Raw genomic sequence first — 22,625 nt, forward strand, 5'->3', positions numbered from 1 at the left:
ATGAACGCCCCCTTACGCTTTCATCCGCGCACGCCGGATTCCACCTACGCCGACCTGGTGCAGGATGCCGTCGTCGACCCCGCGCTGTACACCGATCCGCAGATCTTCGACGTCGAAATGGACAAGATCTTCATGAAGACCTGGGTATGGGTCGCCCACGTCAGCGAACTGCCGAAACCGGGCGATTTCCGCTCGACCTTCGTCGGCCGCAACCCGGTGATCGTCGTGCGCGACCGCCAGAACAACATCCACGTGCTGGAAAACCGCTGCCGCCACCGCGGCGCGACGGTGTGCGAGAAGACCAAGGGCAACACCACCGGCTTCACGTGCCCGTACCACAGCTGGTCGTACGGCCTGGACGGCAAACTGCGCGGCCTGCCGTATTCGGACGGCTACGAGGACGTCATTGAAAAGTCCGACCTGCCGCTGAAGGCGCTGAAGGTCGGTGTCTACGCCGGCATGATTTTCGCCAGCTACAACGAAGAGATCGAACCGCTCGAGGACTTCCTCGGCAATGCGAAGCACTGGATGGACCTGTTCATGAAACAGGGCGCCGGCTTCCCGATCAAGACCCAGGGCGAACACAAGTTCAGCTTCAGGGGCAACTGGAAGATCCAGCTCGAGAACACGACGGACGGCTACCACTTCCCGGTCGTCCATAAAACTTTCCTGCAATCGGTCGACGCCGAGACGTCGGAAATGCTGTCGTTCATGACCGACGAGGAATCGATCACGCGCTCGCTGGGCAACGGCCACAGCGTGATGGTGATGGTGCCGGAACACGTCGACCTCGACATCGACGACGGCAGCGAGCAGCTGCAGGAACGCTTTTCCCACGTGATCGAAGAACTGTCCAGGGACTATCCGCCGGAACAGGTGCGCCGCATCGTGCGCTCGCTGCACGGCGCCGGCTTCAACCTGAACCTGTTCCCGAACGTCGCGATGTCGATGTCGTTCTTCCGCGTGCTGCGTCCCGTCGCCGTCGACGAGACGGAGATCCGCCACATCGCCCTCGGCATGGACGGCGGCCCCGAGATCGCCAACCGCGAGCGCATGCGCATCCACGAGCACTTCCAGGGCCCGTTCGGCTTCGGCAGCCCGGACGACGCCGAGGGTTGGGAGCGCGTGCAGCAAGGCGCCCGCGCCGGACGCGACGTGCCGATCCTCGTGAACCGCGGCCTGAACCGCGAATGGCAGGACACGAACGGCGACAAGGTGTCGCATTCGACCGACGAAACCGGCATGCGTGAAGCCTATGCCATGTGGAAAAGGATGATGAGCAAATGACTAACACGAAAATGCCAACCGCAGACCTGACGACGCCGCTCGGCCGCGCGATTGCCTTCATCTGGGAGGAAGCCGAGATCCTCGACCGCAAGGATTACAACGCCTGGGGCGCGCTGTGGGCCGACGACGGTTACTACGTCGTGCCGATCGACCCGGACACCGAGGATTTCGCGTCGACGCTGAACTACGCCTACGACGACGCCCGCATGCGCCAGCTGCGCATCGAACGCTTCAATTCCGGGTTCTCGATGTCGGCCGCCGATTCGGCCATCACGGTACGCACCGTGTCGCGCTTCACGCACGTCGGCACCGACGGCAACGTCATCGACGTCAAGGCGGCCCAGCTGCTGGCCGCGTACAAGCGCACGACAACCACCCTGTTCGCCGGTAACGTGACCTACCGCATCCGCATGACGGACGAAGGTCCCAAGCTGCTGCAGAAAGTCGTCCGCCTCGTCAACTCGCAAGACGCGCTCAACGCGCTGGGCTTCCTGCTGTAAGCGATCATGAAACTCATCGTAGACCGCATTACCGACGAGGCACCGGGCATCCGCTCGTTCCGCCTCGTGCATCCGGCAGGGAAACCCCTGCCGGCCTACACCCCGGGCGCGCACGTCGACATCACCGTCCCGGGCGGCATCGTGCGGCAGTACTCGCTGTGCAGCGATCCTGCCGACCTGAGTGCCTACCTGATCGCCGTGAAACTCGAGCCGGCCTCGCGCGGCGGTTCGCGCTCGCTGCATGCCGACGTCAAGACGGGAAACACGCTCGAGGTCGGCGAACCGCGCAACCTGTTCGCGCTGGAGCCGTCGGCGCCCGAGCACCTGCTGTTCGGCGCCGGCATCGGCATCACGCCGCTGCTGAACATGGCCTATGCGCTGAATGCCCAGGGGGCGCGCTACACGCTGCACTATTTCGCGCGCAGCGCTGCCGATGCCGCATTCTCGGGCCTGCTCGCGGGCCAACCGTTCGCGGACAACGTGCGCTTCCACTACGCGGTGCAGCCGGATGCCATCGACGGCGCCCTGGACGCCTGCCTGGCCGCGGCGGCATCGGGTGGCGCGGCCCACGTCTACACCTGCGGCCCCGGACCGTTCATGGACAAGGTCGTGGCCCGGGCGGCGCACGGCCGCGCCGAAGACGCCATTCACCTGGAACACTTCCAGGCCGATCCGGTGTCGGCGGCGGGCGAGAATCACGCGTTCGAAGTGAAGCTCGCCAGTTCGGGCCAGTTGCTGGCGGTGCCGCCGGGCGTCACGCTGGTGGACGTGCTCGCACGCGCCGGGATCCAGATCGACACCTCGTGCCGCGAAGGGATTTGCGGAACGTGCATCGTGCCGGTGCTGGAGGGGGAACCCGACCACCGCGACCACTGCCTGTCGAAGAAGGAAAAGGCGGCCAACGACCAGATCTGCGCGTGCGTGTCGCGTTCGCGCACGGCCCAGCTGGTGCTGGACCTCTGAAACGGGACCTTTGCGGATTTCGGATATCCGTCGATCCGCTTCCGCCTCTACACTGGGCCTGAACGCCGGCATGCCGTTGACGCGGCACGCCGGCGTTTTACCAAGGTGACAATGTTCCACTAAAAAAAGGGTGTCCGCGTGATACGGACACCCCTGGTGGCCCGGCGCCGGGCGCCGGACACGGGATCAGGCTTCGGCGCGGGTCGGACGGACCGTGTGGAACAGGCGGTTGAAGTAGATGAGGCTGTCGCGCTGCTCGTTGACGTCGATGCTGTCGAGCTCGACGAACATGACGGAATGGGAGCCGACGACCTTGCTGTCCTTGATATGCCCCTGCAGCTTGACGAGGGCGCCGTCGAGCACCGGCTGGCTGGACACGCCGGCGCGCCAGTCGTCGAGGGTGAAGCGCTCTTCCATCGGGATCTTGGTGGCGCCGGAGAAATGCATCGCGAGCTCTTCGTGGTCGCCGCTGAGGACATTGATGCACAGGTGGCCGTTCGCCTTGAAGACGTCGTGCATGGCGCTGCTGCGATTGAGGCAGACGAGGACCGTCGGCGGGCTGTCGGTGACGGAGCATACGGCGCTCGCGGTGATGCCGCAGCGGCCGGCGGCGCCATCGGTGGTGATGATGCAGACGGCTGCCGGCAGGTGGGCCATGGCGTTGCGGAACGCGATCTGTACCGGGGTCAGGGTCGCCGCGGGTTTGGCGGCGGGCGTCGAGGTGGTCATGAGGTCTCCTGGTTCATCGTCGCCGCAAGTGCGGCTGTCACGACCAGAATACGGGAGCCGTCGCGCGCGGACAATTCGCCAGAACGACAGATCGCCTAAGGAAATTACGTAGTGCCGGCACTGATCGTGCCGATAAATATTTATAAAACACGCTGGAGAACGGACATGGATACGTCAGTGGTATATATCGTCGACGACGACGAAGGAGCGCGCACATCGCTGGCGTGGCTCCTCAACTCGGTCGACATCCGCACCGAATGCTTCGCCGGCGCGGCGGCGTTCCTCGACACCTACGACCCTCTCCTGCCCGGCTGCCTCGTGCTCGACGTCAGGATGCCGGAAATCAGCGGCTTCCAGTTGCAGGAACGGCTGAACGCGTTGGCAAGCGAGCTGCCGATCATCTTCGTGTCCGGACATGGCGACATTCCGATGTCCGTGCGCGCGTTGCAGAACGGTGCCGTCGACTTTTTCGAAAAACCGTACAACTCGCAGCAGATGCTGGACCGCATCCAGCTCACGCTGAAGGACGTCCAGAGCCGCCATCCCGAACGCGCGCGGCGCGCACAGCTGCGCGAGAAGATCAAGCTGCTCAGCCCGCGCGAACGCGAAGTCCTCGACCGCATGCTGCGCGGCGACGTCAGCAAGATCATCGCGCGCGAGCTGAACATCAGCGCGCGCACGGTCGACGTTCACCGTGCCAGCATCAAGGACAAGCTGGGATGCCAGAGCTCGGCCGGACTCGTCCGCGACGTCGTGCTGGCGTTCGGTCCGGACATCCTGGTCGCTTCCACGGGCAAGCCCCCGGGCGGCCGATAAGGTCCTGCGCATCCATGCATCGGCGCGGTCTCGAAAAAAAATCAATCATAAAGAAGGAACAATATGCGGATCACCGTGACAGGAGGCGGACACGGCAGCTACGCCGCGGCGGCGGCATTGTCGGAACAGGGTCACCGGGTCACCTGGTGGCGCCGCCATACCGCCGACGCCGTCGAATTGCGTGAGCGTGGCGCCATGACGGTGCGCGATCGCCATGGTTCGCGCACCGTGGCCGTCGGCGCCGGGGCGCATGGCATCGTACTGGAATTCGATCTCGCCACGGCGTTGCGCGACGCGACCCTCGTCGTCGTTCCACTGCCCGCGACCAGCCACGACGACCTTGCGGCGGCCATGGCGCCGCTGCTCCGTGACGGGCAAGTCGTATTCCTGCCTCCCGGCACGTTCGGCAGCTATCTGTTCGGCCGGGCCCTGCGCGATGCCGGGAATCCTGCACGCGTGGCATTCGCCGAGACGGGCACGCTTCCCTACCTGGCGAGGAAGCACGGCAATGCGGAAGTCGTGATCAGTGCGTATGCCACCCGCCTCCCGACCGGCGTCTTCCCCGCCAGCATGACGGACGAGGCCATGGCCGTGCTTCGCATCGCCTACCCTGCCGTGGAAGCCGTGGAGGACGCGCTGAGTGGCGCGCTCATGAACGCCGGTCCGGTCATCCACCCGCCGCTGCTCGTCATGAACGCCGCACCGCTCGAACATTTTCCGCGCTGGGACATCCATAACGAAGGCACCACGCCGGCGGTGCGCGCGGTGACGACGGCGCTCGACAACGAGCGCATTCTCGTGCGCAAGGCGCTGGGTTATCGCGGTCCGCATTTTCCGCTTGCCGACCATTACTCGGCCGACGGCGACGAATGGATGTATGGCCGCAACAGCCACGAACGCCTCACCGACAGCGGAGACTGGCGCGAGCACATCGACCTGAAAGCGCACCGCTACATGCTCGAGGACGTCGCGCTCGGACTCGCATTCCTCGTCTCGATAGGACGGTGGGTGGGCGTGCCCGTACCCGTGGCCGAAAGTCTCCTGGCGATCGCGGGCGCGGTGACCGGACGCGACTTGTATCGGAGCGGCAGGACGCTGGAGTCGCTCAGGCTGGCAGGGTACACGCGGACCAGGCTGAACAGAATGTTGACGGACGGCTGGAAGCCGGGTTGACGAAGGGTTCGCAGAGCCATCCTGCCCATGCAACCGCTGTACGCCAGGACTGTTGTTGAGTCAAAACATTCCAAAAAGAACTGAAAATTTCTCCCTGGGAGCGTGATATAGTTCTCGGTTGCACGGCCCAAACCCAGCCGGCGCGTCTATCGATCCACACTATCGAGTTCGCCGTGCCCTATCCAATCGTCCGCTTTATTTACAAGTTACGTTCCACTGTCCGGCGCCTGCTTGCTCAGCCGCTGATCCCTGCGATCCACTGCGTTCTTGTCGGTCTGATACTCTTTTCGTCGGGTATCGAATACTGGGGGCGCGAGCGCGCCTATCGTAACCAGCTGGCCGAAAGCACTGTTGCGGGCAAAAACATCGCGCAAGGGGCCATTCAATACGTGGACCTCACGCTGAACAGCGTCACATGGGTGCTCGACGGACTGGTGGAACGCGTCGAAACGGACGGGGTCACGGACCACAACCGGGCCCGTATCAAGCGTTTCATGTTGTCGCGGATCGCGAAAAAGACGTCGCCTCTGCAGGGCCTGTTCGTCTACGACCGCGACGGTCGCTGGATCGTCAGCACGGCCGAACCGGCACAGCCGGACGCGAACAATGCGGACCGGCCTTATTTTGCTTACCACCGCACGCATCCCGACCGCGGCGTGCATGTCGGGTCACCCGTCCGCAGCCGCTCGACCGGCGACTGGGTCATTCCGGTCTCGCGCCGCGTAAACGATCCGGACGGGCAGTTCGCCGGTGTGGTGCTTGCCACTATTCCGGTGGACTATTTCACCCGGTATTGCAGACAGATCGGTATCGGGCGCAATGGCGCGATCCTGCTGGCGCTCGACGACGGGACCGTCATCACGCGGCTGCCCGAGAATTCCAGTGCCATCGGCAGCGACGTGCGGACCACACCGCTGTTCCAGTATGCCCTGCGTAGCCGGCAGGACCACGGGACAGTCCTTCTTACGACACGCTACGACCAGCAGGAGCGCCTGCATTCGTTCCAGCGTTCGCGCGTATATCCCTTGCTGTTCAGTGCTTCGCTGGGCAAGGACGACATCTTCGCCGACTGGCGCGAGATGACGGTGCAGGAAGTGGGCGCCGTCGCGGCAATGCTGCTCATCGTGTCGGCCGTGGCAATGTGGCTGGTCACCCAGCTGCGCGCGCGTGCGCGTCTCGAAACGGCATTGCGCGATGCCCACGCCGCTCTTGAACTGCGCAACGCCACGCTCGATCATCTCGCACGCACGGATGGCCTGACGGGGTTGCACAACCGGCGTTACCTCGACGAACGACTCGACGCCGAATTGAGCCGCGCGGCGCGCGAATGTACGAGCATCGCGCTGATCATGATCGACGTCGATTACTTCAAGCGCTACAACGACACGCATGGTCATGCCGCCGGCGACGTGTGCCTGCGCTCGGTGGCGCAGGCCATCGGGACGACGGTCCGCCGCCCCGCCGACGTGGCCGCCCGCTTCGGCGGAGAAGAGTTCGCCGTGCTGTTGCCGAACACGGACCAGCAAGGTGCGCTGAGCATCGCGGAGTCGATCCGCCGCGCGGTCGAGGGTGCCGCGATGCCGCACGGCGGCAGCGAGCTCCATGTCGTGACCATCAGTGCGGGTGTCGCGGTCCTGCAGCCGGACGCCGCGACGGTGCCCCGCACGCTGATCGAATCGGCCGATGCCGCTTTGTACGCCGCCAAACTGGCAGGGCGCAACAACGTGCAGCATTGACCCCGTTTGCCGAATTCGAGGAAAACTGAAGGCAAGGACGTGAGTCGAACACGTCCGAACGGCTTTGCAGGCCGTTTTGGCTCTTACAAATCAAAGAGTTAGCTCTGCACCGCACTCTGCACCGCATGAGGTCGCCCACCGTCAGAGGGCGCGCCAGTGCTACTCCTTCTCAATCTCCCGCACTTACCCTCTTCGGCTGAGGTCAGTTAACAGGTGTGTTTTGAGGTACGAAATCAGCTATACATCTTATATGGGTTTGGGTGCGAAACGGAGTTGGTGTTAGCGTGGTTCCGTGCCTCTGCTAGCGGTAGCCATCTATTCCATGATGGGCATACTTCAAGCTTTGAGTCACTTTAAAGGTGAGCTCGCACTCAGTGACCTTCGATTGTGGGAAGCGATCGTATTAATGTTCTTGTTCGCCTCCGCTATCCTGTTTTTCTTCGCAACACGCCCTCGCAAGTATGTGCGCTAACGGCCCTGGCTTTGTAACTTCCTTATAAAGGGTCTACACGCGCAAGTCTCGCCACCGCTGACGGGACGCTAAATGCCGAGCCCGTGCACCTGGACTGACTTGCCCGACACGGTGTAGCTGACGCTTACACGCTCCTGCGCCCATGGATCGCGATAAAGCTGTTGATACGCTGGATGCTCGGACAGCAAGCGCTGAATCACCGCGGTCGGATGCGAGACCACCAGCGGCGTGGGCAGCCGTATCCAGACCGGCTCATGATCGGAGTGGCCGTAACTGCACTCGGCGTCCTTGAGCAGATTGCGGAAAGTGGCCCAGTCGTACAAGGAAATGCCGTCTTCCGCGTACTGGAAATCCAGCTGCGCGATATTGTGCAGCAAAACAAAACTGCAATTCGCAGGGACGGCGTCGGTCACTCCTCGCGCCTTCAGCGTTGCGTCCAGCGCGCCATCATTGAGCAGTCGTTTTGCCTCGCGCAGCTGATGCAATCCTTTGCCAATATCCTTCTGGATGGCTTCGACAACAGCTTCCAGAAACGCTTTTTCGCCCAGCAGGGCATGCTTTGCCTGAATGAAGTAATAGTGGTTTTGCTCGGTATCGTGGATGATGAATTCCACATCGCACTGGCTCTCCACCTCGCCCATCACTTTGTAACGGTCAAAGCCCTCCAAGATGCGGAACCGGGGCAGAAAATCAGCACCCTGCTCGATGCGTTGGCGTATATGGGTTCGCTCATAAAAGTGACCACCGACGTGTATCCGCAGCGCATCACGGTCACCGTACTCCGCCTCCAGCACATGGAACAGCTGCCGCAGGCCTTTTGCCGCGCCTTCGATACGCATGGTGAGGCAATCGTCGCGCCGTAACAAAAACTGGTCTGTGACCAGCGCGTCTTTTTGCCGCTGCAATAGGGCGGCAACGGCACCGAAGCCAAGGCCATATCGGGTCAGCTTGGCTGCTGACATTGTCAGTGTTTTATTCTGGATACCCAACAGCATCAACAAGGCCACCAGACGGGCCGCGACATGAATCTGCTCGACACTCTTCAGAGCCCGACCGGCCTCGGACAGCTTGCGCCAGGGCAGAGACAGATCCTGTTCCAGTATCCGCTCAGTCAACATCTGAAGGGCCGCTGGAGTGACATCGTCGCTGGCCGCCAGACGGTTGGCAAAAGCCATGGTGCCCATGTGGCTCGATAGCTCCGCCGCCCGGGCAAACCAAGTGTTGCGCAAGGTATACTGCGCCGGGGAGCCGCTGGCGGTGCACAAAAAACCGCCCGGATGCTGTTCAACTTTGGCGATCCCGGCCATGGCGAGCGCCAGCAACTCGCTCAGCATCAATACCTTGATCGCATTCACACATTCATGCGACTGTAAGGGATTTTTACTGCCGGATCGCTTCAGGCCGAAATGATCGTAAAGCCTTTCGAGCTGGCATTGTACGCTTACGTAACTCAGATAGGCGCTGCCGTCCATGCCATGGATCTGCGGTGCGGGTCCGGCAAAGCGGTTGCTGCAGACCGTACCCAGATGGGCCTCCACTGGAATAACCAGCGACAATTCGTTCTCCAGTTTGTGCCGCAGCGTCATCAGATACGGTAGCAACTCCAGCCTGGCCATGTCGTATAAGCGGGCCAGCTCCTGCAACTCGGCAAAGTCCTCCCTAGCTTCCAGGTGCGGTTTCAGCTTTTCGCCGATACTGATCCCGGCTTCAAAAGCGAATGGTTTTTTAAGCAAGCTATGTATAGGCTTGAGCAACTCGTGTGGCGTACTGAAAAACATGCCTAGCGGCTTTCATTATTGGTGAAAGAAACGTACCACGCAAAATGGTTTTAATTGACAATAATTATGAATTCTTTTGCGGGAAAAGTAGCTAGTTTACGCAAAAATGAGAAAGAGGCTGTAACAGCCTCCGCCGTTTTCTTGAGTGTAGCGCGACCACGTTTTGCTCTTATAACACCCCATCACACGCCGCGTCCCCACCATCAGTGTACGCAAGAGTTGCTCTTGGGACAAGGAAGAGACGTGGGTGGTTAACGCGGACTGCTGACGTAAACCTCGACTCTTTGCTACCTTTCTAATCGCAGACGGGAGCAGTTTCTGAATCAACGTATGCTCAGCAATACTCCGCTCAAGCGCATTTTGAATCCTGATTGCCTTTTTTATCATAGACTATTCCAGAGCCCAACCATTAGTACTCATAGTAGCTGTAACTCGGCAGCCTAAGCAGACTTCCACCATAAATTATCTGAGTACATCCCTGCTCACAAATGGGGCCGCGGACGATCCCACAGATAACGCGTTGCGGTGGAAGATCAAGCCTAGAGAAGTCAAATGCAAGCAGGTAGCCCGCCTGCGGGTTTACGCCGGAACGGTTCTGGTTGATCGTTTATCGTGATAGTGTCCATGTCGTGTCTTACTGGGCCTAACGTGGGATAATCTGTCAGATGCTATTCTGGCGGATATCATTCAGTTGAAAAAACAGAGCCGCGACGATTTTAAGCCCTCCACGAGGTTAGTTCTCGCAAAGCGAGCGGGCTGGTTGTGCTCATTCCCTACCTGCCGAAAACCGACTGTTGGAGCAACACAGGACGACGACCATGCGATCGATATCGGCACCGCTGCCCATATTTGCGCGGCAGCTCGGGGCGGTCCCCGTTACGACGCGACGCAAACACCCGAAGCGCGTTCCTCCGTCAAGAACGGCATCTGGATGTGTCGGGACCACGGTAAGGCAATCGACTCGCCGGATTCCGAATTCACTGTCGCGCAGCTGCATGAATGGAAGAAGCAGGCAGAGTCGGAGTCGCGCTGGAGAGTACTGCATAACGAACCGATCTCCGGACCGGCGGCGCCTAAGGGCGGCCAATCCGACGCACTCATCCGGTCCGCAGCGCGGGCCGACCTCGATGTCTTTCGCAGGACACAAAAATGGCCCACCACATCGGTGCCGCTGGCATTGAAAGTGGATGGTTTCGACGGCCCGGTTACGACTGAAGCGTTGGCGCGCGCCAGCGTTGCGCTTGACGATCTGATCCTCGTCGCGCCGCCTGGGATGGGCAAGACCACGACGCTCTTTCAGGTAGCCGACGGCTTATTGCAGAGTGGTGCCGGAATTCCCCTTGTTGTGCTGCTCGGCGACTGGGCGACGGACAAAGCGACGATTTTAGAAACGATCCTTCGACGTCCCGCATTTCGCGATCTGACGGAAGATGATTTTCGCGCCTCGGCCGCGCGGCCGGGTGTGGTCCTGCTACTGGACGGTTGGAACGAGCTCGATACTGCATCTCGCAAAAGAGCGCGTGTTCAGGTCGACATGCTCAAAGCGGAGTTGCCCGAACTTAGCCTTGTAGTGTCATCGCGCAAACAGGCGTTCGATGTTCCATTCGATGGGATGCGCATCGAGCTCCAGCCTCTCGGCGAGGAGCAGCAACTGGCGATGGCAACCACGTTGCGCGGTGACGCCGGTGCGGCGGTTCTAGACCGTGCATGGCGGACAAAGGGAGTACGCGAACTCGTCACGATCCCCCTTTACCTCGCTACCTTGCTTGCTCTGCCTGACGATGCCCCGTTCCCGACTACCAAGGAAGAAGTGCTACGCCGTTTCGTGGCATCGCACGAAAACGACCCCGACCACGCCGAAGGGCTGAACGCCGCGACGCAGGGGTTCCACCGGGAATACCTCGAAGAATTAGCAACGTGCGCCATGCGTGCGGCGAATACGACGATCTCCGACAACAATGCGCGTCGATGCATTGTCGGCACCGCGAACATGCTTGCCGACGACTGGAAAATTTCGAACAAGCCCCAACCCGACGACGTCCTTGCTGCACTCGTGAGCAACCATCTGCTGCTTCGTTCTAACGACGCGACCGGCTATGCGTTCCAGCACCAGCAGTTTCAGGAATGGTATGCCGCCAGCGAGCTCGAGCGGCGTATTTTCATAGGAGTGGCAAGCCCCGCAGATCGCGAAACACTGAAGGCCGAAATCTTTGACCAACCGGCATGGGAGGAAGTGATTCTGTTCGCGGCGGAGCGCTTGGCGCGCGGTAATGATCGGCAGCAGGCGGCGTGTGGAGAAGCGATTCGCGCTGCATTCGAGGTGGATCCTGACCTTGCTGCCGAAATGATCTACCGCTGCACGGACGAGGTGTGGGCGCGTATCGAACCAACGATTGTGGAACTTGTCGCACGCTGGCACGCTCCGGGCAAAATTGATCGCGCTCTGCGCTTCATGTTGTCATCGGGCCGCGTCGAGTTCCTTGACGCGGTATGGCCTCTTATCACCGACGACGACGACCAGGTCAGCATGGAGGCGGTACGCCAATGCGAAAGGTTCCGAGCCTCGATACTCGGCCAGGACGCAGCTGACAAGCTCAGGAAGCTCCCCACTCATACCCGTGCCGTTCTCGTCGCAGAGATGGCTTGGCATGGAGACGCAGATTCTCTCGCACTTGCCAGCACGGTGGCACGCGACGACCCTGATCCTAAGATTCAAGCCCGTGTCGTTGAGGCGTTCGCGTTCCGACGCGCTGACCATCACATCACAGCGGTGTTGCGTGACGCGTCCGAAAAGACCCTGCAGCTCGTCGCAGCGAAACTCCTCCCCGACGAGATAACAGACAAACAGGTCCGGCAAGCTGTCCTGCGAGCGCGCGAACGATCCGCGCCCCACGCAAAACTAACTAGTGACCGGCTGCACGCGATCATACTAGGCGATGTCGGCGACGTGAGGGACGGCGAACTAACGGAAATAATTGCAACCTTGAAAATCGACGGTCCGCAAGACACCTCGGTCGATCTCATCCATACCGCCTGGAAGCGGCGACCAGCTGCCGTGGTGGAAGGACTGCTAGCGCGACTACATACCGGCAGTGCGCTTTTTCCAGGCGCAGATGACATGCTGGCAGCGTCCGGCATCATCCTAGATGACGATAATCTGCTTGACCTGGCGCTCGCCGATCCCGCGGCACGCGACGACCGCGCCTATGCGGCCGCCTCTGTGTTGGGTCAACGCACCACGGGCCATCTCGTGGATGCGTTTCTCGACCTTGATTCGCGTCGGGACGCCGACGAACAACAGGGCAGCGATGTCCGTGACGCGGCATTCAGTCTGCGAACTCGCATCGCGCATGTGCCGGGCTCCAGCTTGGTCGCCGCCGTACAGGAACGCTCAACAGCGGCGAACAGTAAGCGCCTGGCCCAATTAGCGGAAGTACTCACACGCTCGAACGACGGCGTCCAACCACGAAGCCGACCGTTCGGCGCGCACGCTCGGACTACTATCCAGCACCTCATTGCAGAATGGGCCAGTCGCATGCTGATGGCCAGAGATGCTACGCGCTTCGAGAGAGCCGCGCTGGCCCAACTCGCGAAATCCGTTCCCGACGAGACACTGCTGCCCATACTAAAACAGCTTTTAGATGACGAACTGGAGCGGTATCGAGCGTTTCGCATCGAGGCAAAAGCTCACGGCTGGCAACGTGGACCGGCCGTGAACGAAGCTCGGACACTATACACGGGCCATTATTTTCGTGCGTTCGAGGCGATTCGTTCGCCCGACACTGCCCGCATGATGGAGCTATATCTTACGGACGCGCAGTTCGGTGAACTCGCTGCGCAGGTACTTGCCGAGCACTGGCGTTTCGAAAACGAGGCGCCAGCAAGGCACTATACAGGGGGCGGGACAGATTTCTCAGTCGTCAAGGACAAGCGGAGGGCTCGTACTTTAGAACCAGACCGGTCTTCGGCGGAAGCTGACAAAATCTTCGCGGCGGCCGAGCGACTGATGGAAGGCGATCCGACGGACGAACAAAAACATTTGGCCGTGGCGTTGGGAGCCATTGCAGCGCGACTGCCCCATGGTCGACGCGACGATATCATTCGCAAGCTAGTATCGTGTGCGCCCCGGCGCAAGCGCCCAGACCTGCTTTTGAACCTCGTGCTGTCCGGCGACCACATTGACCTTGCGGACATTGCAGCGGGAATCAGCGATACAGTCGAGGCCGCCAAATCCAATCCTTGGATACTGATGCAAAGCGAGGGCTACGAACTCAAGCAATGGCTGCGACTCCTGCCATTTGTCGATCGGGTAATGGAGATGTTGCCTATTCTGCGTTCCATGCCCCCTGCACAAAGGGAACCGCGCTATCTGGCAAACATAATCGACCTGTTTCTGCACTCGCCCGCATCCGATGCCGAGGACGCTTTGTTCGGCCTCGTGGAAGAGGATCCACGTTTTTACTCGGACCATCACTGGCGTCACGCCGCGCTGCATTTCGGCACGCCATCGTCGGCCCATCGGATCATGGACTTGACGGCGCGGGGAGTGTTTTCCCATGAACGCACGGACTGGAACACGACGCAAGCGCTCGCGCACCTGATCGCCAGTTCCGCGGACGTACGCACCCACGTGTACGGGTTACTCGAAACGCGTCCTGCGACTGCCGGACATGCGTTGCTTGCGCGGGCGGTCGGTGAAACCCCGGACGAGGATGGGATACTGCTACTCACTCAACTCGAGATGGAATTGAGCATCGGCCACGTCGGCGAACGATCAATCCAAAAGGCGATCACGGAGGATGTTCCGATCGAAGACTGGTCAAATGCTTACGACGTTGTTCCCATCGCCGCCAACAGCTTGCGCAGTCGCCTGCTTGCCATCACGACGGATGGCGGCGAAGGTGACATCGCCGCCCGCATCCTTCGCATCATCGACGAATGCAGGCACCGCTACGGCAAGCCAGAAGCAGAGGCGCGTCATCCGGATCTTCGTTCTGGCAAGCCTTGGCCCATCCTGAGACCAGCCCCTTATGCCGAAGGCATCAGCAACTAAGCAGGTGACAGTCGGACCTTTCCTGGTGCGCCACCAAGAAAATTGATTCAAGCCGAAAGATGCGCACCACTCAGGAAGCGCTTACCGTGATGCAGATCAGCGTTCTCGCGCTGATCTGCGTGTATGCTGGAGGCGAGGACGGGAGTCGAACCCGTCTAGACGGCTTTGCAGGCCGCTGCACAACCGCTTTGCTACCTCGGCGGAGAACTGTCGCAAGCACCTGGGCGTAAGGAGCCATTTTCGCATCCATGTCTATGCACTTTGGGCGTTTATCCTGAAAAGATAAAGTCCCGAAGTCGCTACATATACGAAAATGCCTGGAGCCCGTTCGGGGCGTCTTCGACGTGCCGGTCGACGAAGGTCACGACAGCGCAACATAGCGCTGGATTGGCTCCGCAGGACTCGCCGGGTGAACCGCATCCGTTAGTTCGGTGACTCTCTGGGCCTCGATTCCAGCCAACTGTTTATCTCTCTCCAAAACCCGCGAGAAGATCTGGTCGACAGCTTGACCTGAGACGGAAAATAACCTTTCTTGATCAGCAGATCAACACTCGATACCGATAGCCCGGTCATGCCTATCACTTCCGGCAGCTTGATCATCCGGTCGCTCGAGCTGGCATCGGTAGTCATCTGTACTCCTCTTGAGTTCTCGGTAGAGCCAAGATAACTCAACGGACGAGGAACGCAATTCCTCACGGACCCGATCGGCGAGATACGGCGGTTCGAGCGTCCGCGCATTGAATTACTCGTGCGGCGAAGGACAGGCACGCATGGCTTCTGCGGTGACGTGGTCGATGTAGTCCGCCCAGCACTGCATCATCTTTCGTCGCTCTTCCAGTTACCTGGGCCGGTCGTACGCTCTCTCCAGTTTGTCCTGTTGCGCATGCGCCAGTTGGCGGTCGACGACCTCTGGCCGGGAGCCCAGGTTTTCCTTTAGCGTACTCTTCGCCAGTGCACGGAACCCGTGCCCGGTCATGTCGCCCTTGTATCCCATACGTTCGATCGCCTTTACCAATGTGTTATTGCTCATGGGCTTCTTCGGATCGCGCAGGTTCGGGCACAAACAGGCCCCCGCCTGTGTGCCGATGCAGGTCAAGGAGGAGCGCCAGCGCCTGCTGCGACAGGCACACATGAATACTGGCTCGGCCGCAAGTCGCATCACCGTCTACCCTTAGCTGTACCCCTACACGTATTGGTCGAGGCAGGACATTTCCGGAAGATCCCGGACTTGCTTTGGTCTGTCCTGCCAACAGAGCGATTCTAGTGCGGATCAGGTATCGAACGCCGTACGGCCATGTTTGATGAGCACTTCTCAGCAACATGTCACGACGGCTTTGCAGTCCGAAACCAACCACAGCCATGAATTGATTTCGCCTCGTGTTGAGTTTTCCTCGTTTGCCCTGCCAGCCGTCATCCGCGAACATGACGTCACCTTCGAATACTTCAGGAGACGGAACATGTTACTCAAAGAACGCGTGGCGATCGTCACGGGCGGCGCCGGCGTCAACGGCCTTGGATTTGCCACGGCACGCATGCTGGCCGAACAGGGCGCCCGCGTCGTCATCCTCGACCTGCCGGGTGCCATTCCGGCAGGTGCCGCTGCGGAGCTGGGCACGGGCCACCTCGGCCTCGCGGCCGACATCACGGACAAGGCGCAGTGCGACGCCGCCGCCCGCGCCGTGCTGGATCGGTACGGCCGCATCGACATCCTGTTCAACAATGCTGGTATCACGCAGCCACGCAAGACGCTCGACATCTCGGCGGCCGACTACGACGCCGTGCTGGACGTCAGCCTGCGCGGCACGCTGTTGATGTCGCAGGCCGTGCTGCCTGCCATGCAGCAGCAAAAAAGCGGCTGCATCGTGAACACGTCGTCGGTGTCGGCGCAGCGCGGCGGCGGCATCCTCGGCGGTCCGCACTACTCGGCCGCCAAGGCCGGCGTGCTGGGACTGACCCGGGCGATGGCGCGCGAATTCGGCCCGGACGGCATCCGCGTCAACGCCATCACGCCGGGCCTGATCGCCACCGACATCATCAAGGGCAAGCTGACGGAAGAACGCAAGGGCGAGATCGCGAACGACATTCCGCTGGCGCGCCTGGGCCGCGCGAGCGACATCGCCGGGGCCGTTGTCTTCCTCGCCAGCGACCTGTCCGCCTACTGCACCGGCATCACGCTGGACGTCAACGGCGGCATGCTGATCCACTAAACGCCGAAGTCGGCGAATCCCCGGATCCACTCCACGACCGTCCGCACACCTTGCAGACCTTCCCGGCTCTTCGGGACGGCAAGGTGGTGCGCGGTCGCCTCGATGGCCAGTTCTCCGAACGGGCACACGAGCTTCCCCTCCCGCAGATAGTCGTGCACGAGCACTGTGCTCTCGATGCACATGCCGAGCCCGTTCTCGGCCGCGCCGAGCGTCATGAAGGCGCGGTCGAGGCGCAGGCCGCGCACGGGGCTGTCGCAGTCCGGCGCGAAGCGCGCGATCCAGTCGTCCCACGACGTCAGCGAGACATCGTTCTGGATCAGGTAGAAATTCTCGACGTCGCCCGGCGGCAGCGGCAGGGTCCAGCCGTCCACGAGCGTCGGACTGCACACGGGCACGTAACGTTCATGCGCCGAGATCGGCTCCACGTGCACGCCCGCCGATGCCGGCGGGCGGCCGTACGTGACGGCCACGTCGACCCCGCTGTTGGAAAAGTCTGGCGCCTGGTGCACGGCCCACAGGCGCACGTCGATCTCCGGATGGGCGCGCAGGAACGCCGGCAGGCGCGGCATGATCCAGATCGCCGCGAAGCTGGGCGCCGACTGGATCGTCACGACCTGCTGGCGGCTGCTGCGGTCGAGCAGCGTACGCAGCTCGTTGTCGATGTCGGCGAACGAGCGCTGGATGACCTCATACAGGCGGGCACCGTCGGCGGTGGGTACCACGCCGCGCCGCGCCCGCTCGAACAGCAGCGTGCCGAGCGCCTCTTCCAGCGTCTGGATCGAATGGCTGACGGCCGATGACGTGATCGACAGTTCCTGCGCGGCCGCCGCGAACGACCGGTGCATGTAGGCCGCCTCGAACGCCTGCAATCCCTTGAGTGAAGCTTTGCGCAACGCGCGATATCGCTGAACTGGATTCATCTATTGCCAAGAATTACTCGCTATACGGTTCGGGGACCGATTTATACACTGGCCCGTATTCGCTGCACAAGACGTCCGCAGCGTCCTAACGACCAGATTGGAGACACCACATGGAGCATACGCACCCCTCGTCAGGAACACCGCTCGCCACGTTGAAATGCGCGGCCTATCGCATCCGCCGCTACGCCTTGCGCATGGGCGAGGTGCAGGGCCAGGGCTATGTCGGACAGGCACTCGGCATGGCCGATATCCTGGCGGTGGCCTACCGGCACGCACTGCATTATCGGCCCGACGAGCCGGAATGGGAAGGGCGCGACCGTTTCCTGCTGTCGCACGGCCATTATGCAATCGCCCTGTACGCCGCGCTGCTGGAAGCAGGCATCCTGCCCGAAGAGGAACTCGAGACTTACGGCAGCGACGACAGCCGCCTGCCGATGTCCGGCATGGCGACGTACACACCTGGCATGGAAATCTCGGGCGGTTCGCTCGGCCAGGGACTGTCCATCGCGGTCGGCATGGCATTGGGCCTGCGCCGGAAGAACAATCCCGCCTTCGTCTACAACTCGATGTCGGACGGCGAGCTGGACGAAGGTTCGACCTGGGAAGCGGCGATGTCGGCGGCCCACTTCGGCCTCGGCAACCTGATCACCCTGGTCGACATCAACAATCAACAGGCCGATGGCCCGTCGAGCAAGATCCTCGGCTTCGAACCGCTGGCCGACAAGTGGGAAGCCTTCGGCTGGTTCGTCCAGCGCGTCGACGGCAACGATATCGCCGCCGTTCTGCAAGCGTTCGATGCCGCGCGCAACCATCCGCAGCCCCGGCCGCGCGTGATCCTGTGCGACACCCTGATGGGCAGCGGCGTGCCGTTCCTCGAGCAGCGCGACAAGAACCATTTCATCCGCGTCGAAGCCGACGAATGGCAGCAGGCCATCGCCATCCTGGACGCCCACCACGCAGGAGAACAAGCATGAGCACCGCCACCACCAGCAAACCGCGCCTGACCACGTCGGCGATGATCGCCTCCATCGCGGCCGAGGGCCAGCGCACGCGGAGCGCCCCGTTCGGCCACGCGCTCGTCGAACTGGCGCGCGACCGCAAGGACATCGTCGGCATGAGCGCCGACCTGGCCAAGTACACGGACCTGCACCTGTTCGCCCAGGCTTATCCGGAACGCTTCTTCCAGATGGGCATGGCCGAGCAACTGTTGATGGGAGCCGCCGGCGGCATGGCCAAGGAAGGTTTCACGCCGTTCGTCACGACGTACGCCGTGTTCGCGTCCCGCCGCGCCTACGATTTCATTCACCAGGTGATCGCCGAGGAAAACCTGAACGTCAAGATCGCCTGCGCGTTGCCGGGACTGACGACGGGCTACGGTCCCAGCCACCAGGCCACCGAGGACATCGCGATCTTCCGTGGCGTGCCTGGGCTCACGATCGTCGACCCGTGCGACGCGCTCGACACCGAACAGGCCGTCGCCGCGATCGCCGCGCACCATGGCCCCGTCTACATGCGTCTGCTGCGCGGCAAGGTCCCGCTCGTGCTGGACGAGTACGATTACAGGTTCGAGCTCGGCAAGGCGAAACTGCTGCGCGACGGCCGCGACGTGCTGGTGATTTCCAGTGGCATCATGACGATGCGTGCGCTCGAAGTGGCCGAGGCGCTGAAGGCGGACAACGTGGGCGTGGCCGTGCTGCACACCCCCACCATCAAGCCGCTGGACGAGGAGGCCGTAATCCGCGAGGCGCGCCGCAGCGGCCGGCTCGTGGTGGTCGCGGAGAATCACTCGGTCGTCGGCGGCCTCGGCGAGGCAGTCGCCGGCACCCTGCTGCGCGCGGGTGTGGCACCGGCGTTCCGCCAGATCGGCCTGCCAGACGCCTTCCTCGACGCCGGTGCGCTGCCCACGCTGCACGACCGCTACGGCATCTCGACACAGGCGATGACGGCAAGCATCAAGACTTGGCTGCGCTGACGAGCCCGTCAGCCGCAGTACGCGGCAGACCTCCGCCAACGGCACCAAGACCGTTGGTCGGCCGCGCGAACAACGAGAACAATCTGGAGACAATGATGAAAACACCTTCCGTCCTACCCTCGACCGTAGGCGCCGCGGCCATCGCCGGTACCACCGACCTCGAATCGCGCACCTATGCCAAGGTCACGCGCAGGCTGGTCCCCTTCCTCATGCTGTGCTACCTGGCGGCCTACCTCGACCGCGTCAACGTCGGCTTCGCCAAGCTGCAGATGCTGAGCGACCTGCGCTGGAGCGATACCGTGTACGGCCTCGGTGCCGGCATTTTCTTCATCGGCTACTTCCTGTTCGAAGTGCCCAGCAACCTGATTTTGCACCGCTTCGGCGCGCGGCGCTGGCTGGCGCGCATCATGATCACGTGGGCGGTCATCTCGGCCAGCTTCAGTTTCGTCCAGTCGCCGACGGTGTTCTACGCCATGCGCTTCCTGCTCGGCGTGGCCGAAGCCGGCTTCGCGCCCGGGGTCATCCTCTACATCACCTACTGGTTCCCGCAAGCGCGCCGTGCCAAGGTGATGGCCCTCTTCTTCATGGCGATCCCATTGGCGAGCATCGTCGGCGCCCCACTGTCGGGCTGGATCCTCGAACACTTTTCGGGTGTATCCGGCCTGAGGGGCTGGCAATGGCTGTTCGCACTCGAGGCGCTGCCGTCCATGGTGCTCGGCCTGGCCATCCTGTTCTACCTGGACGACAGCATCGAGGCAGCGACGTGGCTGACCCGTGACGAGAAGGATATTTTGCAGCGTAACCTCGCCAGCGAGAACGGCGACAAAGTGGCGCACCACTCCGCCGCGGCCTTCCTGTCCGACCGTCGCCTGTGGCTGCTGACGGCAATCTACTTCTGCATCGTGATGGGCCAGTACGGCATCACCTTCTGGCTGCCCGCCATCGTGAAGAATGCGGGTGTGACCACGACCGGCATGGTCGGCCTGCTGGCGGCGATCCCGTATGCGGTGGCGCTGGCGTGCCTGCCGATCATCGGCCGTAGTTCCGATCGTACACGGGCACGGCGCCTGCACTGCGGCGTGCCGATGCTCGTCGCGGCCGCCGCCCTCCTCGCGCTCCCCTTCACCAATGGCGTCGGCGTCGCGCTGGTCCTGCTGAGCGCCGCTGCGGCGGGTGCAATCGGCTGCACCTCGCAGTTCTGGACGCTGCCGACGGCCTTCCTGGGCGGCATGACGGCCGCCGCAGGTATCGCCACCATCAACTGCATCGCGAACCTCGCCGGGTTCTTCTCGCCTTCGCTAGTTGGCTGGTTGAACGACTTCACCGGCAAGCAAAGTGCCGGGCTCATGCTGACCTCCGCGGTTCTCCTGGTCGGGGCCTGCCTGCTCGTGCTGGTGCCGAAGCAGATCGTCGACCGCTGACCCCCTTCCCTTCGCGACTCCTGTCCTGATCGACGCTCCGCGCCTGCTGCGCGGGGATGGGAGTTGCTTTGCCTTCACCGTACCAGACAGGCCGCAGAGCCATCGATTCGAGACAGAGGAGACCCCATGAACACCCGTGATAACACTTCACTAAAAACGTCATCACCCGGCGCAAGGAACAAGACGCTTCTGACCGGACTGGTCTGCGCCGCCCTGGCCGCCGTCACGCACGCAGCCAGCGCCCAGAGCGCCATTACACCCTATGGTTTGATCGACATGGCGATGGTCCGGGAAAGCGGCGGTAGCGCCGGTTCGGTGACCAAGTTGACGAGCGGCGTCAGCGTCGGCTCGCGCATTGGCTTCAGGGGCACCGAAGACCTCGGACACGGTTTGTCGGCTGTGTTCGTACTCGAAAGCGGGTTCCAGGGCGACACCGGGACATTGGGGCAAGGGGGTCTGCTGTTCGGGCGGCAGGCATACGTCGGCTTGCGCGGCGGCTTCGGTTCATTGCTCGTGGGTCGCCAATACACGCCGGAATATCTCGTCGTCGCATTCGCCGATCCGTTTGGATCCGGCTATGTCGCGGACAGCAAGAACATCGTCGCCACCAGTGGCAACTCGTTCAGCCGGATGGACAACACGATCAAATACCTGTCCCCGACGGTCTCCGGGCTGACCGCGGAACTTGCGGTCGCGCCTGGCGAAGTCGCAGGGGACAGTGCCGCCGGCCGGCAGTTCGGTGGATCGATCGCCTACGCGACAGGGCCGCTGCAGGTGCGTGTCGGTTACCACAACCGCAACAACGATACTGCCACATTGAAAAATACCGAGAACGCACGCAACGCCGTCGTGGCGGCGGTCTACGATTTCGGGGTCCTCAAGGCGCACTTGCTGTACGGCGCGAATCGTGGCCTGAACAGTTCGGTGTTGCGCAATACCAGCAATCCGTTCAGCCGACCCACGATTCCGGTGGCGTCGACCGATAGCCGCGATGCCCTGGTCGGCCTGACGATACCCCTCGGACCGCATACGCTTCTCGCTTCGTATATCCGCAAGGATGACCGGACAGCCTTCAACCAGGATGCGCACCAGGTGGCGATCGGCTACCGCTATACGCTGTCCAAGCGCACCAGCATGTATGCAGTCTACGCCCACATCGACAACCGCAACGGCGCGGGCTATACAGTCGGTAACGCGAGCGAGTCGGGAACCGGCAGCCGCGGCATCAGCGTCGGTATCAGTCACGCTTTCTAGGTCGGCATCCCGTTCGGAAATGCTCCCCGGCCAACTGCTTTGGTGCGGTCACGGCCGGCATGCGCTTGGCCGGACGCGGCAGGTCCGCTGGCATGCGGCAGTCATTCTGAACGATCCAGGATCACGAGCACACAAGCGACACCACGTGCCCGTCCTGCGCATAGGCGACGAGCGAAATCAGAGCCCCGGGCACCACCAACACCAGTGCCATGCCCTGGGCAGGACGTTGGGTGCGATCATGACCAGCGCTATGCCTTGAGCCACATGCCGGTCGATCCCGTACAGGTATCCCAACACGGGGATGGCAATGCGTCCTCGCCAACGCCGAGTAATCCTCCTTGTCT

Annotated in this window: 17 protein-coding genes and 1 pseudogene; 12 read left to right on the plus strand and 6 right to left on the minus strand. The window is 62.0% G+C overall.

Features of this window, described 5'->3' with window-relative positions:
* The 3 genes from ACEN9H_RS19295 to ACEN9H_RS19305 are packed head-to-tail and all read left to right on the plus strand — an operon-like array spanning position 1 to position 2,750.
* Positions 1-1,287, plus strand: coding sequence for an aromatic ring-hydroxylating oxygenase subunit alpha (locus ACEN9H_RS19295; protein ID WP_413671718.1), 1,287 nt, complete (start codon positions 1-3; stop codon positions 1,285-1,287).
* Entirely contained in the window at positions 1,284-1,787 is a 504-nt protein-coding gene (locus tag ACEN9H_RS19300; protein ID WP_413671719.1) for an aromatic-ring-hydroxylating dioxygenase subunit beta, read from the plus strand. The genes ACEN9H_RS19295 and ACEN9H_RS19300 overlap by 4 nt, the downstream gene beginning before the upstream one ends.
* Positions 1,788-1,793: 6 nt before the next feature.
* Positions 1,794-2,750 carry a PDR/VanB family oxidoreductase gene (locus ACEN9H_RS19305; protein ID WP_413671720.1) on the plus strand — a complete coding sequence of 319 codons (957 nt, stop codon included), beginning with the start codon at positions 1,794-1,796 and terminating at the stop codon, positions 2,748-2,750.
* Between the two features lie 186 nt (positions 2,751-2,936).
* Here ACEN9H_RS19305 and hpaC read toward each other — a convergent pair whose 3' ends face one another.
* Positions 2,937-3,479 carry a 4-hydroxyphenylacetate 3-monooxygenase, reductase component gene (hpaC, locus tag ACEN9H_RS19310; RefSeq protein WP_413671721.1) on the minus strand — a complete coding sequence of 181 codons (543 nt, stop codon included), beginning with the start codon at positions 3,477-3,479 and terminating at the stop codon, positions 2,937-2,939.
* Positions 3,480-3,644: 165 nt separating this feature from the next.
* Here hpaC and ACEN9H_RS19315 point away from each other — a divergent pair, with 165 nt between their 5' ends.
* The 3 genes from ACEN9H_RS19315 (at position 3,645) to ACEN9H_RS19325 (ending at position 7,204) form a co-directional block, all read left to right on the plus strand.
* Complete coding sequence (locus ACEN9H_RS19315) at positions 3,645-4,295, plus strand: response regulator transcription factor (RefSeq protein ID WP_413671722.1); 651 nt, start codon at positions 3,645-3,647, stop codon at positions 4,293-4,295.
* A gap of 63 nt (positions 4,296-4,358) precedes the next feature.
* Positions 4,359-5,468: an NAD/NADP octopine/nopaline dehydrogenase family protein gene (locus ACEN9H_RS19320; RefSeq protein ID WP_413671723.1), complete on the plus strand. Its 1,110-nt coding sequence runs from the start codon at positions 4,359-4,361 to the stop codon at positions 5,466-5,468.
* A gap of 173 nt (positions 5,469-5,641) precedes the next feature.
* Positions 5,642-7,204, plus strand: coding sequence for a diguanylate cyclase (locus ACEN9H_RS19325; RefSeq protein WP_413671724.1), 1,563 nt, complete (start codon positions 5,642-5,644; stop codon positions 7,202-7,204).
* Positions 7,205-7,744: 540 nt separating this feature from the next.
* Here ACEN9H_RS19325 and ACEN9H_RS19330 read toward each other — a convergent pair.
* Complete coding sequence (locus tag ACEN9H_RS19330; protein ID WP_413671725.1) at positions 7,745-9,454, minus strand: hypothetical protein; 1,710 nt, start codon at positions 9,452-9,454, stop codon at positions 7,745-7,747.
* Positions 9,455-10,145: 691 nt separating this feature from the next.
* On the opposite strand from ACEN9H_RS19330, the gene ACEN9H_RS19335 reads away from it, so the two are divergent.
* Positions 10,146-14,507 carry a hypothetical protein gene (locus ACEN9H_RS19335; RefSeq protein ID WP_413671726.1) on the plus strand — a complete coding sequence of 1,454 codons (4,362 nt, stop codon included), beginning with the start codon at positions 10,146-10,148 and terminating at the stop codon, positions 14,505-14,507.
* 423 nt (positions 14,508-14,930) lie between these two features.
* Here the strand turns inward: ACEN9H_RS19335 and ACEN9H_RS19340 are convergent, their stop codons facing one another.
* Positions 14,931-15,137 (minus strand): helix-turn-helix transcriptional regulator, encoded by a 207-nt coding sequence (locus ACEN9H_RS19340; RefSeq protein ID WP_413671727.1) that lies wholly within the window; start codon positions 15,135-15,137, stop codon positions 14,931-14,933.
* 208 nt (positions 15,138-15,345) lie between these two features.
* The gene (locus tag ACEN9H_RS19345) at positions 15,346-15,537 is read right to left on the minus strand and encodes a hypothetical protein (protein ID WP_413671728.1); all 192 of its coding nucleotides are present in this window, start codon (positions 15,535-15,537) and stop codon (positions 15,346-15,348) included.
* Positions 15,538-15,964: 427 nt separating this feature from the next.
* Between ACEN9H_RS19345 and ACEN9H_RS19350 the strand changes: the two genes are divergently transcribed.
* Positions 15,965-16,714: an SDR family NAD(P)-dependent oxidoreductase gene (locus tag ACEN9H_RS19350; RefSeq protein WP_413671729.1), complete on the plus strand. Its 750-nt coding sequence runs from the start codon at positions 15,965-15,967 to the stop codon at positions 16,712-16,714.
* On the opposite strand, the gene ACEN9H_RS19355 is transcribed toward ACEN9H_RS19350, so the two are convergent.
* Positions 16,711-17,607: a LysR substrate-binding domain-containing protein gene (locus ACEN9H_RS19355; protein WP_413671730.1), complete on the minus strand. Its 897-nt coding sequence runs from the start codon at positions 17,605-17,607 to the stop codon at positions 16,711-16,713. The genes ACEN9H_RS19350 and ACEN9H_RS19355 overlap by 4 nt on opposite strands.
* Positions 17,608-17,744: 137 nt before the next feature.
* Between ACEN9H_RS19355 and ACEN9H_RS19360 the strand changes: the two genes are divergently transcribed.
* The 4 genes from ACEN9H_RS19360 (at position 17,745) to ACEN9H_RS19375 (ending at position 22,281) form a co-directional block, all read left to right on the plus strand.
* Complete coding sequence (locus ACEN9H_RS19360; protein WP_413671731.1) at positions 17,745-18,608, plus strand: transketolase; 864 nt, start codon at positions 17,745-17,747, stop codon at positions 18,606-18,608.
* Positions 18,605-19,606 carry a transketolase family protein gene (locus ACEN9H_RS19365; RefSeq protein WP_413671732.1) on the plus strand — a complete coding sequence of 334 codons (1,002 nt, stop codon included), beginning with the start codon at positions 18,605-18,607 and terminating at the stop codon, positions 19,604-19,606. The genes ACEN9H_RS19360 and ACEN9H_RS19365 overlap by 4 nt, the downstream gene beginning before the upstream one ends.
* 95 nt (positions 19,607-19,701) lie before the next feature.
* The gene (locus ACEN9H_RS19370) at positions 19,702-21,027 is read left to right on the plus strand and encodes an MFS transporter (RefSeq protein ID WP_413671733.1); all 1,326 of its coding nucleotides are present in this window, start codon (positions 19,702-19,704) and stop codon (positions 21,025-21,027) included.
* Between the two features lie 126 nt (positions 21,028-21,153).
* Complete coding sequence (locus tag ACEN9H_RS19375; protein WP_413671734.1) at positions 21,154-22,281, plus strand: porin; 1,128 nt, start codon at positions 21,154-21,156, stop codon at positions 22,279-22,281.
* 201 nt (positions 22,282-22,482) lie between these two features.
* On the opposite strand, the pseudogene ACEN9H_RS19380 reads toward ACEN9H_RS19375, so the two are convergent.
* Positions 22,483-22,619 (minus strand): annotated as a pseudogene (locus ACEN9H_RS19380) (sulfite exporter TauE/SafE family protein); the annotation flags it as partial.
* Positions 22,620-22,625: the final 6 nt, after the last annotated feature.

Source organism: Massilia cellulosiltytica (assembly GCF_047325105.1).
Taxonomy (GTDB): Bacteria; Pseudomonadota; Gammaproteobacteria; order Burkholderiales; family Burkholderiaceae_D; genus Telluria; species Telluria orientalis.